This is a genomic window from Nonomuraea sp. B1E8, from assembly GCF_039871515.1.
Taxonomy (GTDB): Bacteria; Actinomycetota; Actinomycetes; order Streptosporangiales; family Streptosporangiaceae; genus Nonomuraea.
Window position 1 is genome coordinate 116219 of record NZ_JBDPLS010000008.1, and the last position, 26182, is coordinate 142400.

The 26182-nt window shown below is 66.9% G+C and carries 25 protein-coding genes; 12 read left to right on the top strand and 13 right to left on the bottom strand.

Translation table 11 applies throughout. The features are described 5' to 3' along the window. The first annotated feature begins 11 nt into the window (after nucleotides 1-11). The gene (locus ABGA98_RS25845; RefSeq protein WP_347620992.1) at nucleotides 12-383 is read left to right on the top strand and encodes a DUF5997 family protein; all 372 of its coding nucleotides are present in this window, start codon (nucleotides 12-14) and stop codon (nucleotides 381-383) included. A gap of 27 nt (nucleotides 384-410) precedes the next feature. Here ABGA98_RS25845 and ABGA98_RS25850 read toward each other — a convergent pair whose 3' ends face one another. Both ABGA98_RS25850 and ABGA98_RS25855 read right to left on the bottom strand, forming a co-directional pair. Continuing rightward, the gene (locus tag ABGA98_RS25850) at nucleotides 411-2009 is read right to left on the bottom strand and encodes an AAA family ATPase (protein ID WP_347620993.1); all 1599 of its coding nucleotides are present in this window, start codon (nucleotides 2007-2009) and stop codon (nucleotides 411-413) included. Nucleotides 2010-2175: 166 nt separating this feature from the next. Then, a complete protein-coding gene (locus ABGA98_RS25855; protein WP_347620994.1) occupies nucleotides 2176-2526 on the bottom strand; it encodes a MerR family transcriptional regulator in 351 nt (116 codons plus the stop codon). A 61-nt stretch (nucleotides 2527-2587) separates the two neighbouring features. On the opposite strand from ABGA98_RS25855, the gene ABGA98_RS25860 reads away from it, so the two are divergent. After that, nucleotides 2588-3154, top strand: a complete 567-nt coding sequence (locus ABGA98_RS25860; protein ID WP_347620995.1) for an alpha/beta hydrolase — start codon at nucleotides 2588-2590, stop codon at nucleotides 3152-3154. An 81-nt stretch (nucleotides 3155-3235) separates the two neighbouring features. Here ABGA98_RS25860 and ABGA98_RS25865 read toward each other — a convergent pair whose 3' ends face one another. Further along, entirely contained in the window at nucleotides 3236-4432 is a 1197-nt protein-coding gene (locus ABGA98_RS25865; RefSeq protein ID WP_347620996.1) for an FAD-dependent monooxygenase, read from the bottom strand. A gap of 35 nt (nucleotides 4433-4467) precedes the next feature. Beyond that, nucleotides 4468-5427 (bottom strand): zinc-binding alcohol dehydrogenase family protein, encoded by a 960-nt coding sequence (locus ABGA98_RS25870; protein WP_347620997.1) that lies wholly within the window; start codon nucleotides 5425-5427, stop codon nucleotides 4468-4470. A gap of 69 nt (nucleotides 5428-5496) precedes the next feature. Between ABGA98_RS25870 and ABGA98_RS25875 the strand changes: the two genes are divergently transcribed. After that, a complete protein-coding gene (locus tag ABGA98_RS25875; protein WP_347620998.1) occupies nucleotides 5497-6132 on the top strand; it encodes a TetR/AcrR family transcriptional regulator C-terminal domain-containing protein in 636 nt (211 codons plus the stop codon). A gap of 151 nt (nucleotides 6133-6283) precedes the next feature. Here ABGA98_RS25875 and ABGA98_RS25880 read toward each other — a convergent pair whose 3' ends face one another. After that, a complete protein-coding gene (locus tag ABGA98_RS25880; RefSeq protein ID WP_347620999.1) occupies nucleotides 6284-6859 on the bottom strand; it encodes an LmbU family transcriptional regulator in 576 nt (191 codons plus the stop codon). A gap of 591 nt (nucleotides 6860-7450) precedes the next feature. Between ABGA98_RS25880 and ABGA98_RS25885 the strand changes: the two genes are divergently transcribed. Beyond that, nucleotides 7451-11356: an ALF repeat-containing protein gene (locus ABGA98_RS25885; RefSeq protein ID WP_347621000.1), complete on the top strand. Its 3906-nt coding sequence runs from the start codon at nucleotides 7451-7453 to the stop codon at nucleotides 11354-11356. Between the two features lie 366 nt (nucleotides 11357-11722). Beyond that, entirely contained in the window at nucleotides 11723-14164 is a 2442-nt protein-coding gene (locus ABGA98_RS25890; RefSeq protein WP_347621001.1) for an FG-GAP-like repeat-containing protein, read from the top strand. A gap of 216 nt (nucleotides 14165-14380) precedes the next feature. Here ABGA98_RS25890 and ABGA98_RS25895 read toward each other — a convergent pair whose 3' ends face one another. Both ABGA98_RS25895 and ABGA98_RS25900 read right to left on the bottom strand, forming a co-directional pair. After that, nucleotides 14381-14509 (bottom strand): hypothetical protein, encoded by a 129-nt coding sequence (locus ABGA98_RS25895; protein ID WP_347621002.1) that lies wholly within the window; start codon nucleotides 14507-14509, stop codon nucleotides 14381-14383. Nucleotides 14510-14575: 66 nt separating this feature from the next. Then, nucleotides 14576-16174 carry an ATP-binding protein gene (locus tag ABGA98_RS25900; protein ID WP_347621003.1) on the bottom strand — a complete coding sequence of 533 codons (1599 nt, stop codon included), beginning with the start codon at nucleotides 16172-16174 and terminating at the stop codon, nucleotides 14576-14578. A gap of 294 nt (nucleotides 16175-16468) precedes the next feature. Here ABGA98_RS25900 and ABGA98_RS25905 point away from each other — a divergent pair, with 294 nt between their 5' ends. After that, nucleotides 16469-18451 (top strand): DUF6571 family protein, encoded by a 1983-nt coding sequence (locus ABGA98_RS25905; RefSeq protein WP_347621004.1) that lies wholly within the window; start codon nucleotides 16469-16471, stop codon nucleotides 18449-18451. 165 nt (nucleotides 18452-18616) lie between these two features. Continuing rightward, complete coding sequence (locus ABGA98_RS25910; RefSeq protein ID WP_347621005.1) at nucleotides 18617-18799, top strand: hypothetical protein; 183 nt, start codon at nucleotides 18617-18619, stop codon at nucleotides 18797-18799. A gap of 280 nt (nucleotides 18800-19079) precedes the next feature. Here the strand turns inward: ABGA98_RS25910 and ABGA98_RS25915 are convergent, their stop codons facing one another. Then, nucleotides 19080-20618: a hypothetical protein gene (locus ABGA98_RS25915; protein ID WP_347621006.1), complete on the bottom strand. Its 1539-nt coding sequence runs from the start codon at nucleotides 20616-20618 to the stop codon at nucleotides 19080-19082. Between the two features lie 432 nt (nucleotides 20619-21050). On the opposite strand from ABGA98_RS25915, the gene ABGA98_RS25920 reads away from it, so the two are divergent. Then, the gene (locus tag ABGA98_RS25920; RefSeq protein WP_347621007.1) at nucleotides 21051-21563 is read left to right on the top strand and encodes a hypothetical protein; all 513 of its coding nucleotides are present in this window, start codon (nucleotides 21051-21053) and stop codon (nucleotides 21561-21563) included. A gap of 4 nt (nucleotides 21564-21567) precedes the next feature. Next, nucleotides 21568-21870 carry a hypothetical protein gene (locus tag ABGA98_RS25925; RefSeq protein WP_347621008.1) on the top strand — a complete coding sequence of 101 codons (303 nt, stop codon included), beginning with the start codon at nucleotides 21568-21570 and terminating at the stop codon, nucleotides 21868-21870. 62 nt (nucleotides 21871-21932) lie between these two features. Here ABGA98_RS25925 and ABGA98_RS25930 read toward each other — a convergent pair whose 3' ends face one another. The 3 genes from ABGA98_RS25930 to ABGA98_RS25940 form a co-directional block, all read right to left on the bottom strand. Continuing rightward, a complete protein-coding gene (locus ABGA98_RS25930) occupies nucleotides 21933-22154 on the bottom strand; it encodes a DUF397 domain-containing protein (protein ID WP_347621009.1) in 222 nt (73 codons plus the stop codon). After that, nucleotides 22141-22965 (bottom strand): helix-turn-helix transcriptional regulator, encoded by an 825-nt coding sequence (locus ABGA98_RS25935; RefSeq protein ID WP_347621010.1) that lies wholly within the window; start codon nucleotides 22963-22965, stop codon nucleotides 22141-22143. Before ABGA98_RS25935 ends, ABGA98_RS25930 begins: the two co-directional genes overlap by 14 nt. A 229-nt stretch (nucleotides 22966-23194) precedes the next feature. Next, entirely contained in the window at nucleotides 23195-23461 is a 267-nt protein-coding gene (locus ABGA98_RS25940) for a hypothetical protein (protein ID WP_347621011.1), read from the bottom strand. A 283-nt stretch (nucleotides 23462-23744) separates the two neighbouring features. On the opposite strand from ABGA98_RS25940, the gene ABGA98_RS25945 reads away from it, so the two are divergent. The 3 genes from ABGA98_RS25945 to ABGA98_RS25955 all read left to right on the top strand — a co-directional run bounded on the left by ABGA98_RS25945 (nucleotide 23745) and on the right by ABGA98_RS25955 (nucleotide 25076). Continuing rightward, nucleotides 23745-23885 (top strand): hypothetical protein, encoded by a 141-nt coding sequence (locus tag ABGA98_RS25945; protein WP_347621012.1) that lies wholly within the window; start codon nucleotides 23745-23747, stop codon nucleotides 23883-23885. A gap of 1 nt (nucleotide 23886) precedes the next feature. Then, nucleotides 23887-24168 (top strand): hypothetical protein, encoded by a 282-nt coding sequence (locus tag ABGA98_RS25950; protein ID WP_347621013.1) that lies wholly within the window; start codon nucleotides 23887-23889, stop codon nucleotides 24166-24168. Nucleotides 24169-24326: 158 nt separating this feature from the next. Next, a complete protein-coding gene (locus tag ABGA98_RS25955; protein WP_347621014.1) occupies nucleotides 24327-25076 on the top strand; it encodes a crotonase/enoyl-CoA hydratase family protein in 750 nt (249 codons plus the stop codon). Between the two features lie 4 nt (nucleotides 25077-25080). Here the strand turns inward: ABGA98_RS25955 and ABGA98_RS25960 are convergent, their stop codons facing one another. Continuing rightward, nucleotides 25081-25656: a TOPRIM nucleotidyl transferase/hydrolase domain-containing protein gene (locus ABGA98_RS25960; RefSeq protein WP_347621015.1), complete on the bottom strand. Its 576-nt coding sequence runs from the start codon at nucleotides 25654-25656 to the stop codon at nucleotides 25081-25083. Nucleotides 25657-25724: 68 nt separating this feature from the next. Then, nucleotides 25725-26144: a RidA family protein gene (locus ABGA98_RS25965; RefSeq protein WP_347621016.1), complete on the bottom strand. Its 420-nt coding sequence runs from the start codon at nucleotides 26142-26144 to the stop codon at nucleotides 25725-25727. Between the last annotated feature and the right edge of the window lie 38 nt (nucleotides 26145-26182).

Below are 26182 nucleotides of genomic sequence, written 5' to 3' on the forward strand. Positions count from 1 at the left end.
CCCTGGACTCCATGACCTCGCCCAGACCCAAGACGACCCAGACGATGAAGCCCGCGACCGCGGCCAAGAAGCTGGGCATCCTCCTCTCGGCCACACCCGCCGAGTTCCAGGACGGCGTCGTCTCCAGGAGCGAGCTGAACGCGATGCAAGCGGCTCCGCCCGCCTGGCTCGCCGATCTGCGCCGCAACGGCCCGCATCCCAAGCAGGTCGTCGCCGCGAAGCTCGGGGTCTCCATCTCCGGCCTGGCCAGAGCCGGGATCACCGAGCCGCTCACCACCGCCGAGATCGACGCGATCAAGGCGGAGAACCCGGCGTGGCTGGAGCACGAGCGCTCCATCCAGGCCGAGGTCCGCAAGGAAGCGCAGCGCCTCAAACAGAGCTAGTCAGCCTCTCGGATCCTGGCGAAACGGTCACGCGCGTAGAACGGTGACGTGGCGGCCGGATGGTGTGACGGCCTGCTCGAACGTGCCTCGTTCCTGCCACGGAGGAGCCTCGGGGCGCCGGTCGAAGATCACCAGCACGCCGGTGGTGAGGCTGAGCCGGTCGAGATACCCGTCGAGCTGGGCGAGGCCGTCGGGCAGCGGGTCGTCCTTGCCGGCGCGCCAGACCTTCAGCTCCATGGCCTCCCGTTGCATCCGTCGTTCGCCGTCCGGACCCGGGTAGGGCCAGCGGACCAGGACGTCGAGGCGTTTGGTGCCGGCGGCGTATTCGCGGTCGAGGTGGCCGCCGCCGTTGACGAGGCGGTGGAGGAAGGCCATGAGGATGATCTGGCAGGCGGCTTCGTGGTAGCCCTCCTGCTGGATGAGGACCTCGCCGTGCTCGCGCCAGAACACGACGAACTCCTGCAGCAGGCGTGGCAGGTCGAACCTGCCGTCCGGCAGGACGAAGCTGCGCGGGTCGGCCTTGACGAAACGCTCCGTACGATCGCCCAGGACCCGCAGCAGGACCTCACGGTAGATCGGATTGGCGATCTCCAGGTCCCTGGGCCCTCGGATGAGGCCAAGATCGTGAACGTAGGAGACGTCATCGTCGAAAGACGTGTCCGTGCCCGGCCACGTTCCCGCCACGATCGGTTCGATCACTCGTTCCACCCGTGGTTCGTACAGGCGCGCCACGAGGGCGTCCAGGTGGGTGGCGCGTGCTCTGATCAGCCGCTCCTTGGCGTTTTCCACCTGGCCTGTGGTGATGGCGCCGGTCACCCCCATCTCAGAGATCATTTCATCGGCGAGGGCGTTGACCAGCCAGGGTTGTCCCTGGGTGAGTTCGAAGACCCGGTCGACGGCGTCCTTGGTGAACTCCTGGCCGGTGGCCTGGGTGTGCTGGCCGTACAGCTCGGCGATCTGGTCGGCGGTGAAGTCGCCCAGGCGCAGCGATTTGGCGACGATGTTGAACGGGCTCGCCGGGTTGGACCGGCCGGGCTCGCCGCCTGAGGCGACCTTGTAGTCGCGCAGGTCACGCAGCCCGCACAGCGCCACGGAGGCGGGGAACGGGTGGCCCTCATGCCGGGCGTTGTGGCCGTGGCGGAGCTGGCTGAGGATGCTGACCAGGCTGTTGCCCTGCAGGGCGTCGATCTCGTCGAGGAACAACACCACCCGGCGCGGGCTGCGGCGGCACCACTCGCTCAGCGCCGAGCCGAACCGGGTGCCCGGAGGAGCCTGCGGCCAGGGATCCGGCGGCAGCAGGTTCTCCGGCCATCCCGTTCGTTCGGCGGCTTGGCGGAGGGACTTCAGCAGAATGTCCTCCGCGGCGGGGTAGTCGTCGCCGGCCGCCTTGGCGCGCTCGCAGGAGACCAGCAGGGCCGCGGCGTCGCCCTCGGCGGTCAGCTCGGACGCCAGGGCGCCCAGCGCGGTCGTCTTCCCGGTCTGCCGGGGCGCGTGCAGCACGAAGTAGCGGTCCATCTCGATGAGCACCCGCGCCTGCGGGAGCCGCTCCGCGGGAGGCACCATGTAGTGGTGCTGAGGGCCGCAGGGACCGGTGGTGTTGAAGTATCTCGCTCGGGGTGCGCGCATAGATACATACTGTCACTGCTCGCTGTGTCGGCAGTGATGTCGCGTCGAAGCCGCCGAGGTCGTTGACCGGGCGGGCGCCGCCTACCCTGACCTCGGCCGAGGTGGCGTGAGAACACGCCACGCGTGTCCTGCTCGCTGTTGCCGGTCATGGCGTTGTTGACGAGTCTCAGCCGGCTGATGCGAGTGCACTCAATCGTCGCCGCGTCTCGCGAAGTTCGGCTTGTCTGGCATCGAGGCGTCTGGCCAGGGCATCCAGCTCGGCGCGCAGCTCTGGGCACATCTCAAGGTATGTGCCGTGATCGCCGGTGCGAGCGCAATCGAGGTACCGCTGGATGGCCGAGGTGCTCAAACCAGCGGAGATCATCATCCTGATCTGGGCCACGCGCCGGACATCGGCTTCGGAGTAGTCCCGGTACCCGCTGCCGTTGCGTGCCGGGGCCAGGAGACCCCGGTCCTCGTAGTGGCGTAGCGCTCGCGCGCTCGCGCCGGTCAGCTCGGCCAGTTCGCTGATCAGCACTGTCGACTCCTCCGCACCGGCTTGACCTTCACGCTGACGTGAACCCGTACCGTCCTGTGGCATGACACCTGGAACAACCCAGCGGCGTGCCTCGATCATCCACGGTTACGGCGCATCCCCCGAGGATCACTGGTTCGGCTGGCTCGCTGAGCAACTCGAAGCGAACGGCATCCCGACCACGATCCCGGCGCTTCCGAACTCACAGAGCCCAGACCCGGCGCAGTGGGCGGAAGCCGTACGCGCCGACGTGGGAATCCCCCACGCGAACTCGGCAATCGTCGCGCACAGCCTTGGCTGTCTGACCGTGCTCCGCCATCTTTGCTCACTTCCAGATGGCTGGCACCTTGGCACCCTGGTGCTGGTCGCCGGGTTCGTCGACCAGCTACCGGCGCTCCCGGAGCTGAACTCCTTCGTCGCTGACGGTTGTGACGTGGAGAGACTTAGCGACCATATCGGTCGAATCACGGTTATTCGGTCAGACGCCGACCCGTACGTCCCACCTGGCCACACCGACCGTCTTGCCAGGTTGCTCGGAAGCCCCGCGGAGGTGGTTCCCGGAGCCGGCCACTTCCTTGCTTCTGACGGTGTCACTTCGCTACGCGAAGTTCTTGAAGCCATCATGTCGTGAAGGACAGAAGCGGACCACACGGCGATGCCCCGCCTCCGCTGTCCGGCGTCCCGACCCGGCCGCCCGTATAACCGATCCCGGTCACCGTAACGCTGCCCTTTCCTCCGCCGCCCGGGGCTTCGCCAGTTGGCGCTCCCGCAAGGCGCACGCCAGGCGCACGACCACCGAGCGGACGGCTTCGGCGGGACGGTTCGACGGCACGAACAACTGCTTCTTCACCCGGGCGAGGTGCTGATGCCTGACGACGGACGGGCGCAGCCGCGACTCCCAGGCGGTCAGCGCGGCGTCGAGGTCGCCGGGGTTCTCCCGCAACTCCCGGCCGAGCTCGGCGCCACCTCGGAGGGCGAAGGTGGCGCCCATCCCCGAGTAGAGGTTCAGGCACCACGCCGCATCGCCCACGAGCACCACCCTTCCTCTGCTCCACTGGGGCATCTTCACCTGGTGCACAGAGTCGAACAGGAAATCCGGCGTCTCTTCCAGGGAGTTCAAGGCGTGCCGCACCACAGGGTCGTCCATGTCGGAGAACGCGGCGCGCAGCCGCTCGATCCTGGATCCGGCGAACTCTCCTTCGACGTCCTCGGTCCGGTAGGTCAGCAGGGCGGTCGGGGGCCGGTCGGCGAACCCGAACACCCACGCCCCACGGCCCGCGCGGGCGCTGATGAGGCTGTCCGCCTCCTCGAACGACGGCACTTGTTCCTTGAGCTGGAACGCGCAGATGATCGCGTTCCACCCGGTCATGTAGTCCTCGTGCGGGCCGAAGACCATGCGGCGCACGCTCGACCGCATGCCGTCGGCGCCGACGACCAGGTCGAAGCTCTCGCGGTGCCACGCGCCGGTGCCGGCGTCTTCGAGCAGTACGCGCACGCCGGTGCCGGTGTCGTCGATCTCGACGGGTCTCGTGGCGAACCGCACGGCGATGGGCTCGCTCGTGCCGTCCCCGCGGGTGCCCTCCCAGAGCGCGCTTTCGATGTCCCCGCGGATCACCGCCGCGGGGTTGCCCGGCTGCTGCAGGAATCCCAGGCCCGGCTCAAGGGTCCCGCGCCGGTTCAGCGCCCACGCCTTCCCGCCGCCGGGTGGGTTGCGAGTGTGCAGGTGGTCGCGGATGCCGAGGTCGGCGGCGGCCTGCCTGCCTTCGGGCATGAGGCCGACGAAGTAGCCGCCCCTGCGGCGTTCCTGGGCCCGTTCGACGATGACCGGCTGCCATCCGGCCCGCCGTAGCCCGATCGCCGCGGACATGCCGGCGATTCCGAGCCCGACGACCAATGCGCGTTTCGGCATGCTGTGGTGTCCCTTCTCCGGTGGGTGCGGCGTGGTCAGCCGGGGACGACGACGGCGCGGGTGCGCCCTTGGTGCGCCCAGGCCTCGCCGACGCGGCTGAGCGGGTAAGTGGTGTACGGCGCGTCGAAGGTGCCGTCGGCGAACCGGGCGATCATCTCGGGGAACTCGGTGATCATTTCGGCCTTGGAGACCGAGCCCAGTCCGCTGCCGGTGATCCGGATCCGCCGGCTGCGCAGGAGTGCCGCGGGCAGCGCCGCCTCGGTTCCGGCGAGCGAGCCGATCTGCACGTAGGAGGTCGCCTCGATGCCGTCGTCAGGGCGGGTGCTGCCCAGTGCGGCGAAGGCGGCCTCGGCTACGGGGCCCCACACGAAGTCGAGGATGAGTGCGGGCTGCGCCTCGGCGACTGCGGTGGCGAGGGCGCTCGCCCCGGCCTCGGGTGCCGGGTTCGCGAGCGGGACGGTGACGGCACCGAAGTCGCGCAGCCGTTCCAGCGCCTCGCGATCGCGTCCGGCCGTGATGACCTGCTTCGCGCCGAGAGCCAGCGCCGCCCGCACGGCCAGGCCGCCCGACATGCCGGTCGCCCCGAGCACCAGCACGGTGCCGAGCTCGCCCGCCTCCTTGCGGTGGGCGACCAGCGGCATCCAGCCCGCCGAGGCGGGGTTCATGCCGGCGGCGACCGCGAGCGGGTCGGCCCCGGCGGGCACGTCCACCTCGAACGGGGTGACCATCGATTCGGCCATCGTTCCCCACGGCGACCGGGCGAGGCCCGTGTAGACCAGCCGCCCGTCCTCGGTCCTGGCCACGGCGTCCACGCCCGGAACCAGGGGGAACGCCTTGCCGCTGCGGTAGTGGCGGCCGGAGGCCATCCCGCGGACGACGTGGTGCAGACCCGCGCCCACGAGTCTCAGCGGCGCCCGGCCCGGCTGTGGTTCCGGGTCGGGGAAGTCCGCGCAGACGGGTGTCGATTCTGGGGTGTTCACGACTGCGGCACGCATGACACGCTCCTGAACTAAGTTCAATTCTGGCATCACCCACCGTGCCTGAACTTTGTTAAGCTGTCAACCGTGGCGAAAGGCATCACGCGAGAGCGGATCGTGGCGGCGGCACTCGAATTGCTCAACGACAAGGGCATGGACGCTCTCACCGTCCGTGCGCTCGCGTCCCGGCTCGGCGTGGGAGCCCCCGCGCTGTACTGGCACGTCCGCAACAAGCAGGAACTGCTCGACGAGATGAGCACGTTCGTCATGCGCCGCGTGATCCATGCCCTCTCGGAGATCGATCCGGGTGCCGGCTGGCGTGACGCCATGGCCGCCTACGCGCGCGTCCTGCGCTCGGAATACCTGAAGCACCGGGACGGAGCGCGCATCTTCAGCGGCACCCGCTTCTCCGAGCCCGAGGTGGTGAAGGAGAAGGAGCCCTGGCTCGGGCGCTTGACCGCGGCCGGGTTCTCACTGGCCGAGGCGGACGACGCCGTCGACCTGATCACCGCGTTCGTGGTCGGCTTCGTGATCGAGGAGCAGGAGCGCAACCGGCCCGCCGGCGACGACCCGGACCGCTACTCACTCGCCGAGCGCGACGCGTGGCTGGGTGAAGGCGCCGATCTAGTCAAGGCCGCCGGACATCTGCGCGACGACGGGGATCAGAGGTTCGAGCGGCAGCTCGGCGTCGTTCTCGACGGGCTGGCGGCCCGGTTGCGCTGACGGCCCAGCCAGGTTCGCCGAGCAGCGACCACACGCGGAACGTGATCGTTCCTGCTGACTACACGCCTTTCGGCCGGAGGAGTGCCGAGAACGTCGGTCAGGATTGCGGCGATGTCGTGATAGAAGAGGTCCTCACCGCGAGGACGCGGGATCACCATTCGTCGTCGACATGGCCTACCGCCTGGTCCAGAGTGTGCGCGATCCACTCGGGCAAGGGCACGGACGCGACCTCGGCGGCCGCCTTCCACCTCTGTTCCCGCTCGCAGGAGATGTGGACGGTGACGGTGACTTTGATGGGTCGGGGATCGGAAGTGCGGACCCGGCTCGCCTGGATCTCCTTACGCAGTCTGCTCTGCGGCCAGCCTTCCTCCTCTGCCCGCGCCAGCCACCGCTCCTGTTCGTCCCCGGAAAGGGCGGCGACCTGAGCATGGTGCTGCAGGCTCAGCGTGTCCCGTCGACGGGACATCGGAACATTCCGGGCAACCCATGCGTAGTTGCGCAGCGTCTTGTAGGCCAGATTGGTCTGGGAGATGGCCAGCCGGTACCGGTCAGGAAAACTTTTTTCACCGAAGACCAGCCAATCTCCCAGCCACCACGCGGAGGAGTCGCCGATCACCCCCAGCTGGTCACCGATTCTTTCCCACGCGTCGAACGGCAGGCCCGCGGGGAGTGACAGGCCGATTCTTCCAGCCCGGACGGAAGGCTCAAGACCAAGCCTGTTCGCCAACGATTCCCTTCGCGATCGACCGCGATCGCGCGAGGGAAGTGAATCCGTGTTGAGCATTGTTCTCCAGCCGCAAGGTCATGAAGCGAGAACGAAAACGCCCTGGTCAGTCGGGACAGGCGCGAAACGAGCCTAGAGAAGCCCGGTATGTTTGCGGTATATCGGCTCGTGTGCCTGGTCAAGAAGCTGTGGCAGCCGATGCCGTCAACGTTTCTCGGTGCCGCACCATTGTGAGGTCGCGTTCCTGCGCCGGGGCCTTCCGCGACTCCGGGGCACTCGTCGTTCACGCGCTGTGACTCCGCGGGGCGCGGTCGGTTCGCGGAGAACTCCGACGCACGCTATCACGCCCTTATCGGTGAACTCGCCGACTTCGACTTCACGGCCATTACCGCCTCGGCGCGATCCGCTATGTGAACGTATGAGCTTGCCTGGCATTCCAGCCTCGTGTGATACTCCGCGGTGCTGAATGGACAGTGGTCGATTTCGCCCTTTCAGCGCTTTCGTTGTGCGAAATCCCGAGCGGTGACGGAGGCCGTGGTGCGGCGTAATGTGCGTGCGTGGACGCCGGTCATGAATGGACCAGGACGTCCTGGTGTGGTTCGTCGTCAGGCGATGATCGCGGTATTGGTGGTCCTGGCTCTGCTGGGCACGTTCCTGCGGGCGATGCCGGCATATGCCGAGGTGCCGGTGGCCTCTGAACGCTCCCACGTGGTGGCGGCCTGGCAAGAGGGCGGGCCGCAGGTCCGGGCGGCAGCTGAGGCGGCGGTGCTGGGCTCGGACGAGCAGGTCAGCGAGTTTCTGGCCGAAGGATGGAGCAAGGCTCAGCGTCTCGACGAGCGGGACAGCCTCGCGAGCATCATCAGCAACGGCGGTCCCGCTCTGCGGGCGAAGGCTCAGGCAGCCCTGGACGCCGACGCGGCAGGTGATGAGAGCGCGATCAGCACGTTCCTGGCGAGCGGATGGCAGGGCCCGGCGGACATCGACGCGCGGGTGTCGGTGAACCAGCTGATGAGCGCGGGCGGGCCCGAGGTCGAGAAGGCGGCGCAGGTCGTACTGGACTCCGGTGACGCGGAGGCGATGCGGGAGTTCCTGGACAACGGCTGGCAGACGCAGTGGAACACCGACCAGCGGTTACGGGTGAACCAGGCCGTCAAGACCGGTGGCCCGCACGTGCGCGCCGCTGCCCAGAAGGCGCTGGACGCGGATACGCCAGAAGCGCTGGAGGCGTTCCTCGTCTACGGCTGGGCGGTGGCGTCGGCGCGTGACGAGGAGACCGCGACGATGGAAGACCTGCTCGGCCAGGCGGAGGCGGCCGGCGAGGTAGCGGCGCAGGAGACCGCCAACGCCACCAGCGAGGCCGACCGCGCCAGGGATGCCGCCGCCGCGGCGCGCCGGTCCGCGGCGGAGGCAGCCGCCGCGACCGCGGCTGCGCGCAACAACATGGCTGAGGCGAAGACGCAGGCCAAGCGGGCCGCCGCCGCGGCCCAGAAGGCCGCGGCGGCGGCGCAGGTGGCCGTTCAGGCCGCGGCGGCGGCGAACCGGGCGGCGCGCGCCGCCGCCAACGCGGCGGCGCGGGCCGCACAGATGGCGTCGAGGGCCAACCAGAAAGCCGCCGCGGCGTATCGGGCGGCTGCCGAGGCGTCCGTGGACGCCGGCAGGGCGGATGTCGCCCGGCAGGCGGCAGAGGAAGCCCGCGCGGTCGCCAAGGAGACAAGAGACTTCGCCTCCCGGGCGGAAGCGGCAGGCAGGGCGATACAGAACGGCCAGAAGGCCATCGACTCCGCCAAGGCCGCGGCCGAGCACGCTCTTGAGGCGGCGATCGCCAATGACGAGGCGGTCCGGTATGCCAACGCGGCCGGCGCCGCGGCTCAGGAGGCGGTCGCCGCGGCGGCGAAGGCGCGGGCCAACGCCGAGCGGGCCGTCCGGGCGGCACGGACGGCCGAGAAGTATCTCGCGGTGGCCATTCAGGCCGCGTTCAAGGCGCGAGACGCCGCCAACCGGGCGGCAGCCAATGCCGAGGCCGCGGCAGAAGCGGCCTTCGACGCCGCGGAGCACGCCGGTGAGGCGGCGGACGCGGCGAATCGGGCCACCGAGCACGCCAACGCCGCCATCGTGGCCGCGCAGGAGGCGGTGGCCACCGCGAATCAGGCAGCCGAGGTGTACGAGGCGGCGCGCACCGCCGACGAAGAGCGCCTGGCGGTGGCCAAGGAGGAAGGGCTCGAGACCGCCCGCGCAGCGAACGCCGAGTACGAGGGCCAGCAGCGCGTCGCGGACTGGGACGTCGACCAGGCCGCCAAGCGCGATGCCGAGACCAACAGGCTGATCGCCGTGGTGCTGGACCCGGGCACCGAGCGGGCCGCCGCGGTGACGGCGGCCCGCAAGGTGGCGCTCAACCTGGCCGGCGGCCAGGGCGCCTGGACCAAGCAGGCGGCGCTGACGGCGCTGGGCGGCTCTGACGATTTCGCGCTGCGGTTCGTACGCACCGGCATCGCCGACGCCGCGGCTCAGGACAACCGCGTCGCGGTCACGAGGTTGGCGGTGAGCGAGAACCCCGCACTCGCCGCGGCGGCCGAAGAAGCGCTGGCCGGCGACGACCAGACGGTCGCCACCTTCCTGCGTACGCAGAACTATTCCGGCCGCTACGCCGCAGACCGGCTGAAGGTCAACCAGATCCTTTCCGCGGCCGACGCGGACGGTGACGTCGTGCTGGCGGAACGGGCACAGCAGGCGCTCGACACCGACACTCCGCAGGCGCTCCGGGACTTCCTCGACACCGGCCAGCACACCGCGGCGGCCATCGACGACCGGGTGCGGGTCAACCAGATCCTGGCCAGCCCGGACAGCGGGCCGGAGGCGAAGGCGGCAGCGCAGATCGCCCTGGAGGGACCCCCTCCGGGTCTGCGGAAGTTCCTCACCACCGGCCACTACACCGCAGCCGAGCGGGATCACGAGAGCGCGATCCACCTCGCTGTGGTCGGCGGCCTGCTCAAGAGAATCAGCGAGGTCGCCGAGACGGCCACGGAGAATGCGCTGGAAGCGCAGAGCGTGGCCGCACGCGCCCGCAACGACGCCACAAAGGCCGCGTCCTACGCGCAGCAGGCGCTGGAATCGGCGAAGCGCGCCGCCGGGTACGCCCAGCAGGCCGACAAGTATGCCAGCCAAGCTGTGGCCTCGGCGGAAAAGGCCGCGGACTCGGTCAAGACCGCCCGCGAGGCGGCCACCCGCGCCACAGCCTCGGCGCGCAGCGCCATCCGATCGGCAGGCTGGGCGATCGCTTCCCACCAGAATGCCGTCGCCGCTGCGAACGAGGCCACCCGTGCCGCACGCACCGCCTACCAGGCAGCCCTCCACGCCGGTAAGGACGCGGAGGCCGCCGCCGCAGCGGCGAAGGCGGCTTACGAGGACTATGAGTTCGCCTTCGGCACGGAAATGATGAAGTGCGTCAACGACTACACCCGCGAGGACGCCCCCGAGTGGGACCACGTACTCGACAATCCTGAGTGGGCTCAAAACTGCGCGGAAATGTACGTGAATCCGGAGGATCTGCCCAAGCTGGCATACATCAACTCCGGCTTCTGTGACCTCTATCCGCAGGACAGCCAGCTCTACCAGAACTGCATCAACTCCACCCTGGACCCTTCGTTCGAAGGGATGCAGAGCCTCATCTTCGTCTACGAGATGGTCACCGGAGCACTGGCCCCCAGTTTCGCCTGGTACGGGACGACCGTCTTTGCCGGCTGCGCGGTGACGGGGATCTGCGGCGGCGCGCTCACCATCGGCGAGGTGGGCCTCGAAGTCTATCGCCTGATCAATGGCGATCAATCGCTGGCCAAGACGCTGCTCAACCTTGGCACGATTGCGCTCGAATCGCTGGTGATCGCCGGGATAGGCAAGCTGCTCAGCGCCGGCTTCCGGCTCATCAAGAACGCTTACACAACTGCCAGGACAAGCGCGCACGCAGCCTCGGACATTCAAAAGGCCATGCGTCTGCAGAAGCAACGTGTCGTCCTGGCGGACATTCGGATAATGCTTGCCGGCGACTACTCCACCGCCAGGAGCACGGCCTTCTTCTGGTCCGGCCGCACCGAAAATGATTCTGGCGAGTACGTGAACGCCGGAGAGGTGGCCCAGGACCTTGCGCCGAGAATGGGCGGCACCACGCTTGAAGGAATCATGACGCGCCGGGGAATCCCGCAGCCGCAATGGGACAAGAAGGAAGGCGTGATCGCCGAAGCGATTGACGACGCCTGGGACCAGGTCTCCCTTGCCTATGCCCGGCGCGCCTCCGGCGAGGTCAGGGTGGTTCTCGGCAGAGACGTGCGCGCGGACAGCGTCTGGCTGAGACACGAATGCAGAACGCTCGTGCATAACTCCAACGTCACCAAGATCATCGTCATCGATCTGATCACGATGGTGGAGGAGCGGGTGATCAGCAAGGAGTCCGAATGCGCTCCGATCGCCAGTCCGGCAGGAGAGCGCGTCGTTGCCCTGGCCGCCTGAACCAGGCGCTCTAAAAACCGCGGGATTCGGTGCCGGCGATCGATACGGGAAAAGGGTGTGGACCACCTTGTGTCCCCTGCACAGCCGTATCGATCGCCCGCGTCAACTGGCGGTCACGTGATCTACAGTCGTCCGCTCGAAAGCGGCGCTCGCCCCAGTCCTTTGACGCGCTTCGCGGACGGTGGATGCGGTCCGCGCTTCGAACCTCGCTCCACGATTTGCGACAGGAAACACCGGAGGTTTGTGATAATGAACTCACCACCACGCTGGGCGGCGCTTGGGGTCGCCGCGGCGATGGCAGCGTCTTTGTCGGTAGCCGTCGGGCCGGCACCGGCCGGCGCATCCGCGATCTCGGTTCCCTCTCTGGTGGACAGCGGCCTCCACCCTTACCCGGGTGCGGCGGAGATCTTAGAGGCTCAGAACGTCAGGCTGATCTCCGGCGACGGCCACATCGTGCTGGCCGACTGTGCCACGCCGGCGCAGGGTGACATCGGCCTGCTGAAGGTCTGGACCACCGACGAGGCCATCGGCTCTGACGGAATCGGCCGGCTCTGCTTCCAGGTGAAGGCATCCTCCGGCGTGCTGAACCTCGAAGTTCCTGGCGTGTACGAGATCCGCGGCGACGGCCAGAGCGAGGGCGCCGGTCACGAGGTGACCGCGGAGCTGCGCAGCGACGACGGCGAAGAACTCACCGTCGAGGTGGATCCGGACGGCAGCACGCAGGTGGGCCTGGGCGCGGACCCGAACGCGTCACCGACCATGCTGCTGCAACTGCGTACCGGAACCGGCCCGGCGCCGGTCACCGGCGAGCAGGCGGCGGTCGGCAGGCTCGCCGCCGCCGGCCGCGAGTGCACCGTGACGCTGGTCGCGCCGCGCTGGGCGCTCGGTGCCGCAAGCTGTCTGGCCACCGATCCGAACCAGCCCCAGCTGGCCGAGGGCCCGCCGGCCGGCGAGACCCATGTCGTGTTCCCAGGAAAGGCCGTCACCAAGGTCGACTGGCTGAGCCCCCGTCCAGGCCGCGACGTGGTCCTCGCCCGGCTGGCCGCCCAGGCCGAAGGGATCACCCCGATCCCGCTGGCCACCGCCGCTCCCACAGGTGTCGAGCTGTCCGCCGTCGGCTACAGCCGCGCCGGCATGACGGCCACCGACTGGACCACCGACCAGCAGGACAGCGCGCAGGTCACCTTCACCGCCGCCACCGCCACGGCGCTGACCGCCGAAGCCGGCCCGCTCGTGTGCAGCGGGATGGCCGGCGCGCCCGTCCTCGACGGCGGCAAGCTCGCCGCCGTGCTCAGTCAGGCGGGCCAGGCCGGATGCCCCGGCACCGACGGGAGCGGCAGCGCCCTCACCGCCGCCCGCACCGACGATCTCGCGACCTGGGTCAACGCCATCACCACCAGCACGGCGGACCACACGTGGACCCTGGCCGACATGCCCGCCACCGCCACGTCGGGCACCGCCGTCACCGCCGGCGCCGACAGCGCCTTCACCGGAACCGGCCTCCCGCTGACCGCCACCGCCGGCGTGAAGTGGAAGACCGGCGACTCCTTCAGCCCGGCCGTCGAACTCGACGGCGGCACCGGATCCCTCGCGGCCGACGGCCCCGCCGTCGCCACGGACGCCGACTTCAGCCTCAGCGTCAGGGCCAAACCCGCCCCCGACGCCTCGGCCGCCTCAGTCGTCCCCGACACTGGCACGGTGCTGTCCCAAGACGGCGTCAACACCGCCGGCTTCAAGCTCTGGGTCGAAGCCGGATCCTGGCACTTCGCCATGAGCCGATCCGACGTGGCCGGTCCCGTCTGGGACACCGTCTCCGCACCCCCGGGCAGCGCTCCGGCAGGTGTCTGGTCACAGGTCACCGTGACGTACAAGGCCTCCACCGGCACTGTGATCCTCTGGGTCAACGGACGGAATGTCGCCAGCGTCCGCCACACCAAGAAGTGGAAAGCCACCGGCGCGCTGCGTGTAGGCGCGCACAAGATCGGCTCCACAAGGTTCAACGGGTACTTCGACGGCATGCTCTCCACCGTCCAGACGTGGAATGGCCTCTCGCTGACGCCCGAGCCGAACGATCACGACATCGACGGCGACGGCCGTAACGACGTCGTCATCACCGACAGAAACGGCGACCTGTGGCTGTATCCGAACCAGGGCGGCTCGGGACTGAACACGGTCAGCGTCAGCAACCGGGTCAAGATCGGCACCGGGTGGGGTTCCCTGACCTGGGTCGTCACCGACTGGGATGCCGACGGCCTGGCCGACGTCGTCATGTACGGCTCCGACGGCGTCCTGTGGATGTACCCCAACCAGAACGGGCGTCCGTCCTATAGCAGCAGGAAGAAGATCGGCACCGGCTGGGGCGATTACGTCCTCGCCGCCGGCAACGCCGACAGCACCCCGCACGCCGACCTGTTCAGCATCAAGAACCGCACCGGCGAGCTGTGGTACTACCCCGACGGGGGCACCAGGAAGCGGATCGGCTCCGGCGGCTGGACCAACTACCGCATCTTCCCCGCCGATTTCAACAGCGACGACCGCGCCGACATCATGGCCATCGACAGATCAGGCGAGCTCTGGTTCTATGCCAACACCAGCCAGAGCGGTGTCACCCTTGCCAACCGCACCCAATCCGGCACCGGCTGGAGCAACTACAAGGTCACAGCCATGGACCTGAGCGGTGACGGCGAGGCCGACCTGGTCGCCATCGACACCAAGGGCAACCTCTGGGTCTATCCCGGCAAGGGCAACGGCCGCCTAGGCAGCCGCTACCAGGTCGGCACGGGCTGGACCGTCATCGCCATCGGCTGACGCATGATCGGCCCGCCACCCGCCAGCAGGTCGAAGGCACTGATCTCGCCTTCGACCTGCCCGAGCATGTGGCCGGACTCGATGGGCCGAGCGCAGTAGGCGGCGGCGTAGCGGGCCTTGCCTGGTGATCTCCGCCTAGGGGCCGCCGCATAACCCCCGAAGGATTTACGGGCGAAACCACTTAGCCTGCGCGACCGATTCGAGGTGCACGCCCTTCTAGCCGTGGAGCTGGTCGACGGTGAGCTCCTGGAATCGCTGCATCACCTTGCGCACCCCCGCCTTGACGTCCTTATTCAGGGCGTCGTAGCTCTCCCAGAAGGTGCTGGCGAAGGCGAGCTGCGGCACGAGGGGCCTCCCGGGGGTGAGTAGTGGATCACCAGGGTACGGCTGAGCCGTTCACGAAACCTACGGTCATACACGTAGGACGGTGACATGGCGGCCGGACGGTGTGGTCGCCTGCTCGAAGCCGCCGCGTTCTTTCCAGGGTGGGGCCTCGGGGCGCCGGTCGAAGATCACCAGGACGCCGGTGGGGAGGCTGAGCCGGTCGAGATACCGGTCGAGCTGATCGAGACCTTCGCGCAACGGGTCGTCCCTGCCCGCCCGCCAGACCTTGAGCTCCATCGCCTCCCGCTGCGTCTGCCGTTCGCCTTCGGGGCCGGTGTGGGGCCAGCGGATCAGGACGTCGAGGCGTTTGGTGCCGGCGGCGTATTCGCGGTCGAGGGGGCCGCCGCCGTTGACCAGGCGGTGCAGGAAGGCCATGAGGATGATCTGGCAGGCGGCTTCGTGGTAGCCCTCCTGCTGGATGAGCACTTCGCCGTGTTCGCGCCAGAACACGACGAACTCCCGCAGCAGGCGCGGCAGGTCGAACCGGCCGTCCGGCAGGACGAAGCTGCGCGGATCGGCCATCACGTACTGTTCCGACGGGGCTCCCAGCACCCGCAGGATGACCTCCCGGTAGATCGGGTTGGCCACCTCCAGCGGGGGTTTCTGCTTGATCAGGCCCAGATCGCGGACGTAGGACAGGTCGTCGGAGAAGGTGGGGTCGACGTCGGGGAAGGCTCCGGCCACCACGGGTTCCATCACTCGCTTGACCCGTGGCTCGTGCAGCCGCGCCACGAGAGTGTCCAGGTGGGTGGCTCGCGCTCTGATCAGCCGCTCCTTGGCCTCTTCCACCTGCCCGGCGGTGATGGCGCCGGTCACCCCCATCTTGATGGTGATCTCGTGGGCGAGGGCGTTGACCAGCCAGGGTTGTCCCTGCGTGAGTTCGAAGACCCGGTCGACGGCGTCCTTGGTGAACTCCTGGCCGGTGGCCTGGGTGTGCTGGCCGTACAGTTCGGTGATCTGGTCGGCGGTGAAGTCGCTCAGGCGCAGCGACTCGGCGACGATGTTGAACGGGCTCGCCGGGTTGGACCGGCCGGCCTCGCCGCCTGAGGCGACCTTGTAGTCGCGCAGGTCACGCAGCCCGCACAGCGCCACGGAGGCGGGGAACGGGTGGCCCTCATGCCGCGCGTTGTGGCCGTGACGGAGCTGGCTGAGGATGCTGACCAGGCTGGTGCCCTGCAGGGCGTCGATCTCGTCGAGGAACAGCACCACCCGGCGCGGGCAGCGGCGGCACCACTCGCTCAGCGCCGAGCCGAACCGGGCGCCCGGTGTGACCTGGGGCCGGGGACCCGGCGGCAGCATGTTCTCCGGCCATCCCGTCCGTTCGGCGGCCTCGCGGAGGGAATCCAGCAGCAGCGACTCGGCGGCGGGGTAGTCGTCGCCGGCCGCCTTGGCGCGCTCGCAGGAGAGCAGCAGGGCCGCGGTGTCGCCCTCGGCGCTCAATTCGGTGGCCAGGGTGTCCAGCGTGGTGGTCTTGCCGGTCTGCCGGGGCGCGTGCAGCACGAAGTAGCGGTCCATCTCGATGAGATCCCGTGCCTGCGGGAGCCGCTGCGTGGGGGGCAGCATGTAGTGGTGCTGGGGGCCGCAGGGGCCGGTGGTGTTGAAGTATCTCGCTCGGGGTGGCCGCATGGTCACATTCTGCCATCACGTGCTGTACCGAATGCGAGATTCCGCGTCGAGACGGCGGAGGTCGTTGAGCGTGCGCGTGCGGCTCTCGACCCGACTCGAGCGGCCTCTCCCGTCGGGTTTCTGGCCGTGGTCGGGAAGGTGTGGCGGTGAACCTTTTGGGTGCCGCTCTGCGTACATCCTGGCGTCTGCGCGTCTGAGGCCGGGGATGACCATGCTGTTCCGTTATGCGCCGCTTACAGAGAGCCCAAGGCTGGGGGATAATCCGGTTGTTCTCGACCGTGCCGGAGAGCTGTGATGACGACCCCGCCGTCGCCGATCCCGCAGCCGTCGCCTGAGCAGCCACAGGCGAAGCCTCCGGCCCGGGCGGACGAGACCCCGGCGCCTCCTTCCCTGACCCCGCCCGCGGTCGCGCAGCCGCCCGACTGGGGGTATGCGGGGATCGATCCGAAGCTGATGCACGACTTCGAGCGCGACCTCGGCCAGGCGGAGACCACGCTCGGCAGGCACGAGCCGAGGATCCGGCGTACGTTGCAGGATCTCGATCTGGACACCTCGCGGCTGAACGCGCTGCGCGAGCTGGGCAACTGGATCGGCGCGAAACGGCCGGAGTTACGCAGCCGCAACGAGACGATCCAGGCGGCGAACCCGGAGTGGGACGCGGCGGGGGCCGGTGGGATGAAACCGTTCGACGAAGGTCTGTACGCCGCCGCCTCCGGGGACGCCGACGTGTACGCGGCGGCGGCCAAGCTGAGCAAGCTCGACCGCAACAGCGAAGTGGACGAGAAGACCGTCGCCGAGCTGGAGAAACGGGTGGGTGACGCGGGGTTCGCCACGTCGCTGATGTACGCGCTCGGGACGGAGAAGTTCCGCCATCTCATGGCGGCGCTGACGTACCAGAAGGATGAGCGGAAGCAACGGCTGCAGGCGGCGCTGGGCAAGGCGCTCGGCGCGGCGAGCTCGCGGCTGAGCACGTCCTGGCGGAAGGAACTGCTGCGCGGGCTGCGGGTGCCGGTGGATCAGCACGCGCTCGCGGAGGTGCTTCCGTACGGGAAGTACGACCGGGACTTTCTGGTGGCGGTGGCCAAGACCCTGGACGGCCTGGACCGGAAGACCTGGAAAGACCCGGCGTTGGCCGGGAATCCGCACGATCCGATGATCGGGGTCATGAGGGCGCTGGCCGGCCATCCCAAGGCGGCTCAGGACTTCTTCGCCGGCGATCCCGGCATCATGAAGCGCTACGTCACCGAACGGCCGATGTTCGACGACGGGGCGGCGTTCGGCAAGGCGCTGGAGGCGGCGACGACCACGTACCGCGACCGTGACGGCTCCCCCCAGAACCCGTCGCCGGGATTCACCTCGGCCGCGATCGCCTCGGATTTCATCCGCTGGGAGGCCGAGCGCGTCCGGAAAGGCACAGAAGGTCCATCCTTCGCAACCGCCGGCACCGTTGCACGAATTTTGTCGGTCTATATGAATGATGTCAGTTATGCTGCGAAAGCTACAAGAACCGACCTCAAGGGGAAGGTCTACGGTCCGGACCGTCCACATGTTCCGACAGCAGATCAGGTGTGGGGTGCCAGGTTCTTGAAAGAGGACTTACGCTTCGTAATGAAGGACTTGTTCGAGCGCGAGCCGAAGGCTCTGGCGGGAATCATGGCAGCTCAGATCTCGTGGTCGAAAGAGATACTCGACTACGGCGCTGTGCAAGCTGCCACAGGCAAGGGGAACGCTGCTCTCAAGGCGAACGCGGCGGAAGCCGGCGCCGGTATCGGGCTGATCACGGATGCTAGTGGGCTGGCCACTATCGCTCAAGGCAGGAACCTGGACGAGGCTGAGGAGCAAAAAGCGAGAATCCTCCTTGCAGCGGTGGGCACTGGGCTCGCCATCCCGCAGATGCCGGTCGCGGCGATTATCGCCGGCACCCTGGGCTCATGGTCAAGCATGCTGGAGAATGCCGCCAAGTCCAATGTGAACCGAAACAAAGCCGTGTTCGACGCCAACATGGCGAAGGAGCGGTCCAAGTTCCTGCTCGAAGGTCTCGTGGCCGATGCCATGCTGCGGCACGAGTTGTTCGGCCCTGGCAATCCTCCGGCGGCCACTCATCCATGGGGCACACTCAAGGGGGTGGACAAGGGTGATGATCCCCGCAACGCTCCATCCAATTTCTTGAAGGACGATGGGAAGTCGCTGATGACGTTCGATGAAATGGCTCTCGGAGATTCTGCTATCCACCCGAGGCTCAATGCCTATGAAACATGGGTCACTAATTCAGGGTGAGCGGGAGTACAGGCGCGGAACCGGTCGCATCGTCAGGGCGTCGGCGGGCGCGCGCCCGTTCCTCGCGGACGCGCTTCGGCAGGTGTTTCTCTGACTGCAGATCTGCACTTAACGCACAACTTGTCCGATAACGATAAGTTGCCGCCGGGTTGGGATCGTTGAGCAGTGGCGAACGTCATCAGTCGATGGAATCATCTCTTCGTCGGCGGCGTTTCCGCTAAGCCGAACGCTGTCGCCGGCGAGGATTCGACCGACGCCCTTAACGTCCACGCCTCGGCGGCCGTCGGCGATGACTGGCTCGGTGCCTGGAGGCCAGATGGGAATATGGACGCCCTTGTCAGCCTGTAGAGTTAAGCATTTGCTCGCTGAGTCATAAGCGAGCCGTGTCTCAAGCCCTGCTGCCCCAGTGCCTCCCCGAGTGTGGACCAAAATTACTGGATCTCTGCCGGTTGCATGTACCCATTCCGAAGTGCCGTGTGAGCAGGCGACAATTGTCGAGAAGAGGATCACTGCGACCCCACTCCTCCATGATTTGCGGAGCATTCTAGGTGTTATTCTCCGTGTGCGGCTGGATAGCCTGGCTATTATGCAAGGTGTTGGCTAGGCTATCCAGCGGGAAGCTATTCATCTAGCATGTGGGACAAGTCCACACATTCCAGTTCGTGCCGAGTCCGTTTGAATCATTGATGCGGTCGGTTGCCACGAAATAGGCGTTTCCATCGGCGCCCGCCATGGAGGAAACGCCCCATGCGGTTTTACCGTACCAGAGAGGTCCGCCGCTGTCGCCGCCCAATAGATTGACGTTGCCGTCGAGGCTCACTACGATGCCGCCGAACCAGTCCCCCGATATACCCCTCATTCTGTACGTGACATCCGATTCCTCGATTGCGCCGCAGGTGTACTCGCCGTCCTGGGTATGGCTCGTGCGGCCAAAGAAGCATACTCGGGCGCCGTCGAGAGGGCTTGTGCCATTGGCGTTCACGTATCGTGGCCTGTTCAGCGCGGCGTAGAAGGTTCGCGTAAAGGTGAGATCCACGGAACCTGTTTGAATCAATCGCGAGAAGTCATAATTCTGGGACGGATTCTGTGTGAAGCCGAGAGTTGTTCTGTTGCCAGTATAGCTTGGATGGTTCCAGTAGAACCAGTACTGATCGTTGCTTGTACTCCAGCAGTGGCGTGCGCTTGTGGTTGAACGGTAGCCGTCTGAACGGGGCAGATTAAATGCGCTGGTGCATATTGAAACCGTTCCGGTGTCACCGCTTGAGATAATTCCCCCGCCGCGAAGATAAGGGTCATCTGCAGCGATCTGGCTCTTCTTGCGGTCTTCGAGAGACTTAATGTCTTCCCTGCGAGGTGGGAGAGGGCGAAGGTTTATGTCGTCCTTGATGTCAATCTTGATGCGTATCTTCGTGTTTGTGGGAGGCTGTAGTCTTAATGTTTCCTGTAATGCACTCCGCTTTTCGGAAGTGTCGATCTCCTTCTGAGGCTTGACCTCAAAGCGAATCACACCAGTGTCGATATCGTACTTGCCTACGTAGCCAGCAACCTCAGGTCGTTTTCCGAGCTCTGTGGAGCTTGTCTCCAAGACCTCACGCAACTTTTTCTTGGAGAAGCCTTTATTGCCGATCAGTTCGACTTCTGCCGGAAGTGTTTTCGCCAGTTCGATTGCTAGTTTCGGGATCTGACCTTTGAAGCCAATGCGGGCCGTGCGGCCTTCATTGAGCATGCTAGTGCCGGCCGCTTCATCTGGAAAGGCGTTCTCCAGTTTGTTGTGTACTGCCTGGAGATTGGTCTGCCAGGCGTATCTGTCGATTGCCTCGGCATGGGGAATGCCCTGGCCCTCGGCGACCTTTCCGAGATCGATGAGTTCCTCGAGGGGTATTCCATCAATTTTGACCGGAGGGTAGTAGGCTGGACCATCGGGCTGATCGGCCACTTCCGACGGGTTTTTGGCAGCTAGATCGCGCGCATACTCTTCCAGGATTTGGGCGAGGTTTGCGTTCTTGGCCTTTGCTTTTGTGGTGAGCTGGTCGATGGTGGGCCGCTGCGGTTTTGGCTGCTCATCGCGTGCGAGGATGATCCGGTGGGAACCGTCTGACAGTTCGACCGCTTGGATTCCATGCACTAATAAGATTGGTTCTGCATTCGCAGGTGCTGGTGGCGTCATAACCGTTAGCGTGAGGATCGATATCATTGCTAAGGCTAACTTGCTTCTCAAGCTTTCTTTCTTTCGCTCCAGTGGTCCACATGAATGTCTCATAAATGCCTGACCTGATCAAGATCTTGACGGAAGGTGCATCCTCGGCTAGCGGTCGCGGTCGCGACCCGCCGCCGCTGGTCGCCTATACGGTCACCATCAAAGATTTGCGAGCGGTGCAAAATCTGACTGGCAGATCAGCTAAAGGAACGCTGACCAAGATGTATCACTTTAAGTGCCTACATCCTGACCGAATCGACGCTTGTGCCAGAGCGCTTCTCGTTAGGCAACGCGGAGTGCGTAGGCTCCGGCTGTGCCGCTGGTTATGGGCCGGCGCCGGACACACAAAAACTGATGGTCTCGCCGGCAAGGCGTGGGAGAACATCTCCGAGGAGTTGGACAGTGGTTTCGAAGAACAAAGCACCACCGCTTCCCAGCGTGGCAGCCGCACCTTATGTCTGTGACCATGTTCCGCTGCATGCGGTACAGCTGATGACCGGACTTCGTGACCCTGTTGTCCAGGGCGGTTTCAACATGGCCGCGGGAAAGGAGTCGGACGGGCAGGATTACGGTACGGGTTCATGTCGTGTCTACCGGCCGACCGGGAAGAAGGTCCTCCAGATCTCCCTGTATCCGGCTGGATCGGAAAAGGAGGTCGAGTTCACTATCAGTCAGGGAGTCGCACGCCTTCCGGAGGTCGTTCCCGGCGCGGTCGGCTATTACGACCAGATCGGAGACGTCAGCGACGCGCACGCCACCGCCGTCCTGGTTCACGGCCTCGACGAGGTGATCGTGGAGCTCATCGAGGGTGTCAAAGGGCGGGACAACGCCGCCGATGTGATGGCCATGATGAAGCTGGTCGCGCCGAAGCTGATCCTCGACGCGACCCCCGTTCCCAAGAAGGCCAAGGACTGAGCCGATGGCCGCGATGGTGCGCAACCCGCTGTACGAGGCGCTCCAGCAGGCCGTCCGTACGGTCGGCCCGATGATCGAGCAGATCGACGCCGACGTTGACCGGCCCTGCCGGATGTTCCGTTCGGGCAAGGTCTGGACCGGGCCGGCCGCCAAGCAGTTCGACGCGCAGCTCGCCCAGTTCAGCTCCCGGGCCCGCGCCTCCGGGCAAGCTCTCATGGACGAGCTGCGTCAGGCCCTGAGCCGTACGCCCAGCGAGGTGCCCGAGGAGGAGGCCGCCTCGATCAGGCGAAAGTACGGGCTCGCCTGAGTCTCGCTGCGGCTCCCTCTCCGGGCGACCCCGCAGGAAACGATCAATTCCCGCGGGGCACGCTAGAAGTCGAAGATGCCGTTCTTGGCCCCGGCTATGAACTTGTCCCAGACCGCTCGACGGACAACCCACGGCTCGGCGTCCGGCTGCTCGGTGTCGCGCAAGGCGACGCGTCCGTCCGACAGATGCTTGGCCTCCAGGCAGTCGCCGCCTTGACCGCTCGATGCGGTGATCCACCCGGCCGGGCTCGCGATCTCCCTTGCGACTTCCTCATTCAACGCCACGTTGCACTCTCTCCTTGATCCGCTGAACCGACAGATACCCAGGGAGCGCCGCGCTGCGTATGAGCTCGAGTCGATCCACGAGGCGCTTGATCTCGCTGGAGGAGTCAACGACGCGACCATGGACGGCTGACTCGACATAGGCGGCGATTGGCACTCCGTTCTCCTGCGCCAAGAGAGCGGAGCCCACCAGCACTGCCGTACACCGGGCCGCATACGGGAGGAGTTGGACGGTGAACCACTTGCTCTCGGCCATGGCGATCAGATGTTCCAGCTGACGGCGGGTCACGTGCTCGTCTCCAATTGGACGATACAGGATGCCCTCGTCCACGACAGCGAGGAATTGAGTGGGATTCGGTCGGTCGAATATGGCTTGTCGCTCCATTCGCGCTTTGACTGCATCCTCGACCTGCTGCGGAGTGCTGTGAGGCTCGCCCTCGAAGATCGCGCGAGCGTACTCCTCGGTTTGCACCAGCCCTGGCACGATGAGCGGAGCCCAGGTGATGAGCTGATGAGCTCTCCTCTCGATCGGTGGCCATTGCCGGAACCAGTCAGGCATCCGGTTGCCGCTGATGGCGGGCCAGTGGGTGAGCAGGACACCGTCGAGACCCAGCGCATGTTCGCAGAGCTCGATCAGCTCGCGCGTGGGGTTTTCATCGCCGCGTTCCACATTGCCGATGCGGCTCTTGCTGTAGCCGATGCGGTCGGCAAGCTCGGCCTGAGTCAATTTAGCGGCATATCGGTGTTTGCGTAGATCGGCACCGAAGCGTGCCGCCGGGCCGGCGGTTGGGTCCAGTTCTTTGGGGGCTGGCATCTATTCTCCCGTGGCCACGTCAATTCCAGCTTTTCTGGCTCGGTGCCAGTGGAAGTCTGGGATTGCTCTGGGATTGTTTTGCAGAAAATCTATCGCCTGGTGGGCAAGGTTGGGAATGGCCACCGGAGGTTCGTGATCCGCGAATTCGCATCACAGAAGTCGAGCAGGGCGGCCCGTGGCACGTGGCAAAGCGTACAAAACGGAAAGTAGGTGGGCTAATATGGAGGTGTCAGGTATGCGCATAATAGGCGAGATGCAATTTCCTGGGTGCCCCGAGATAGTCCGCGATGTTCGGACATATGTTGCTCGCTGGCTCGTTATGGAGCTGCCGGAGACCGCCGCCGACCACGACCTTCTGGACGACGTGCGGCTTCTGGTCGGCGAGCTCGCCGCCAATGCGATCAAGCACACCATGTCCGGTCGCTGGGGACGCGGATCCTTCCGGGTCCGCCTGCTGCTCGGCGCCGGCCGAGCGCGCGTCGAGGTCGTGGATCAAGGGTGGTGGTCAGGGCCGAGATTGCGCGACGACCCCCTCGGCTCTCGCGGGCGAGGACTCCACCTCCTGGCGGCCATGGCGGCGAAATGGGGCGTCAGACGGCACTGGTTCGGCCGGATCGTGTGGTTCGAGCTACCTGTTGGCGGCCTCAAGAGTGAGCGGTCGAGCGGCTTCAGGCCGGTCAGAGAGAAGCGAGGTCACGCGCATGCGTAGTCCTGTTGGGGGAGCCTCCCTTGAGTCCCTGAGTGACTCGAAGGCAGGCGCACGTTTCACGCCCTTGCTGATGGCGGATGTCCAGGCCGTGCTGGAGAAGCACGGCTACCGGCTGCCTTCGGGTGGCGATCACGCACGCGACCTCGTCATGGACCGCGTCAATCTCGCCCTCAAGAACCTCGTCGAGATCTTCGAGGGAAGGACCGCGTGACATGGCGGCGATTCCCGACTTCCACGGCCCGCACGTTGAGCCGCCCCTGGCCGGCCACGTCAAGCTGACCTGGTACGACGCCTTTGCCCGGGCGCCGCGCATCCGGGTGATCTCGCACACCTGTGAGTGCCGGGATGTGACGTACGCACTGTGCGCCGCCGCCGGCCTGGGTTTCGTTCGCCGTGCCGACCGCAAGAGGAAGACCGTTCACGAGACCGTATGGACGTTGACCGAGACGGCCAGGCGCACCTTCGACCAGATCCTGAACGGCGAGGCCCGCTGATCCGCGCGGCGATCGAATGGTGAATGCCGGCCACCGATGGTTCCCCGTCGAGTCGACGCGAAGACCTCACGCCGGCCGCGTGGCGGGAAGCGATAGGTGGTGCTGGTCCGGGGCCGCGGTGGGGGCGTACGCTCGGCGGGTTCGTGAAGGAGGCTCGTGTGACGGTACGCGTGGAGCGTGCGGGACCGGTCACCACTGTGGTGCTCAGCAGGCCGGAGGCGCGTAACGCGGTCGATCGTGAGACGGCCGGCGCGCTGGCCGGCGCGTTCCGTGACTTCGAGGAGTCCGACGCGGCGGTGGCGGTGTTGTGGGGGGAGGGCGGCACGTTCTGTGCCGGAGCGGATCTCAAGGCGCTGGACAACCGGGTCGGCGAGGAGGGCGACGGGCCGATGGGGCCGACGCGGATGCGCCTGACGAAGCCGGTCATCGCCGCCGTCGCCGGGCACGCTGTGGCGGGCGGGCTGGAGCTGGCTCTCTGGTGTGACCTGCGGGTGGTCGAGGAGGGGGCGGTGTTCGGGGTGTTCTGCCGCCGGTGGGGTGTTCCGCTCGTCGACGGTGGCACGGTGCGGTTGCCGCGGCTCGTCGGGACGTCGCGGGCGATGGACATGATCCACACCGGGCGGCCGGTCGAGGGGCGGGAGGCGTACGCGTGGGGGCTGGCCAACCGGCTCGTGCCGGAGGGGACCGCGCGGCGGCACGCGGAGGAACTGGCCCGTGAAATCGCGGGGTTCCCGCAGGCGTGCCTGCGCGGTGACCGGTTGTCGGCTCTGGAGCAGGAAGGGCTGGCGGAGGAGGAGGCGATGCGGAACGAGGTGCGGCACGGGCTGGTCTCGTTGCCGGACGCGGCGGCGGGGGCCGCACGTTTCGCCGGCGGCGCGGGACGGCACGGAGCCTTCGACGAAGCCTGACCCGCTACCTTCGGCTGCCCGTCAGGTGGGTCAGGAGCAGGTCCAACGGCCGGGGCACGCGATCGAGGTCGAGGGCCTCGACGAGCAGGCCGGAATAGCGGATCTTGCGCCCGCTGCCCGACCCCATGAACCGGCGCAGCTGGTCATGGGTGCTGCCACCGCGCCACGCGGGCTGCTTCTGCAAGGTGCGGAACGAGCCGAGCTCTCCTTCGGCGTCGACGACCCGCTCGACGGCGGCGGTGCCGAGGGTGCGGATCAGCTCGTCCTCCAGGTCGGCGACGCACACGAAGAACCCGATCGCTTCCAGGTCGCTCCTGCCGGAACCGGAGACGAGGCCGGCCCGCTCAAGGCCCCTCCGGTAGTCGCCTTCCTCGCCGGCGTCGCACAGACCTGCCAGCCGGAGGTTGCTCCCGGAAGGGCCGAACCTGCCGGCGTACGTCCTGATGTTCGTGGCGCCGCCCATGGCCACGAGGGAGATGCCTTCGGCTGCCAGATCCACGCCGCGGCGCTCGGCCAGCGTTTCGACGGCCGACTTGTCGCTGAGTCCCTCGACCAGGACCACGGTCTGCGTGTCGCTCACGAGCCCAGCCTGGCACCGGACGGCGGGAGGTTCGACCCCTTTATTGCGAATCTACAATGTAAAGGGCGTCAGCCGGGCGGGCGCTTGGGCACCACCGCCACGGCCTCCACCTCGACCACGATCTCCGGCGCGGCGAGAGCGGCGGCCACGATCAGCGAGTTGGCGGGCCAGTCTCCGCCCGGGAACCAGGCGGTGTACACCTCGTCGAGCGTCGAGCGGAAGCCTGCCAGGTGCTCCGTGCCCGCCACCATGGTGAACAGGCGGAGGAGGTGCTGCGGCCCTGACCCGGCGGAGGCGAGCAGCGCCTCGATGTTGGCGAAGATCTGGCGGGCCTGGGTCGCCGCGTCGCTCCCCACGAGGGTCCCGGTCGGGTCCGTGCCGACCTGGCCGGCGATGAAGAGCAACTCGGAGTCCGCGGGTGCCGCGGCCAGGTGGTGGTATTTCGCCAGCGGCGCCCCGACCTCGGGCGGGCTCCAGCGCCGAGCCATGACATCGTCCTTCCGTCCCGTTCGCATACGTTCGCCCA

What these genes read in the sequence shown, in the direction of transcription:
- ABGA98_RS25845 (WP_347620992.1), top strand. Translation starts at nt 12, where the DNA reads ATGACCTCGCCCAGACCCAAGACGACCCAGACGATGAAGCCCGCGACC.
- ABGA98_RS25850 (WP_347620993.1), bottom strand. Translation starts at nt 2,009, where the DNA reads ATGCGCGCACCCCGAGCGAGATACTTCAACACCACCGGTCCCTGCGGC.
- ABGA98_RS25860 (WP_347620995.1), top strand. Translation starts at nt 2,588, where the DNA reads ATGACACCTGGAACAACCCAGCGGCGTGCCTCGATCATCCACGGTTAC.
- ABGA98_RS25865 (WP_347620996.1), bottom strand. Translation starts at nt 4,432, where the DNA reads ATGCCGAAACGCGCATTGGTCGTCGGGCTCGGAATCGCCGGCATGTCC.
- ABGA98_RS25870 (WP_347620997.1), bottom strand. Translation starts at nt 5,427, where the DNA reads ATGCGTGCCGCAGTCGTGAACACCCCAGAATCGACACCCGTCTGCGCG.
- ABGA98_RS25900 (WP_347621003.1), bottom strand. Translation starts at nt 16,174, where the DNA reads ATGCGGCCACCCCGAGCGAGATACTTCAACACCACCGGCCCCTGCGGC.
- ABGA98_RS25905 (WP_347621004.1), top strand. Translation starts at nt 16,469, where the DNA reads ATGACGACCCCGCCGTCGCCGATCCCGCAGCCGTCGCCTGAGCAGCCA.
- ABGA98_RS25915 (WP_347621006.1), bottom strand. Translation starts at nt 20,618, where the DNA reads ATGACGCCACCAGCACCTGCGAATGCAGAACCAATCTTATTAGTGCAT.
- ABGA98_RS25925 (WP_347621008.1), top strand. Translation starts at nt 21,568, where the DNA reads ATGGCCGCGATGGTGCGCAACCCGCTGTACGAGGCGCTCCAGCAGGCC.
- ABGA98_RS25935 (WP_347621010.1), bottom strand. Translation starts at nt 22,965, where the DNA reads ATGCCAGCCCCCAAAGAACTGGACCCAACCGCCGGCCCGGCGGCACGC.
- ABGA98_RS25945 (WP_347621012.1), top strand. Translation starts at nt 23,745, where the DNA reads ATGGCGGATGTCCAGGCCGTGCTGGAGAAGCACGGCTACCGGCTGCCT.
- ABGA98_RS25950 (WP_347621013.1), top strand. Translation starts at nt 23,887, where the DNA reads ATGGCGGCGATTCCCGACTTCCACGGCCCGCACGTTGAGCCGCCCCTG.
- ABGA98_RS25965 (WP_347621016.1), bottom strand. Translation starts at nt 26,144, where the DNA reads ATGGCTCGGCGCTGGAGCCCGCCCGAGGTCGGGGCGCCGCTGGCGAAA.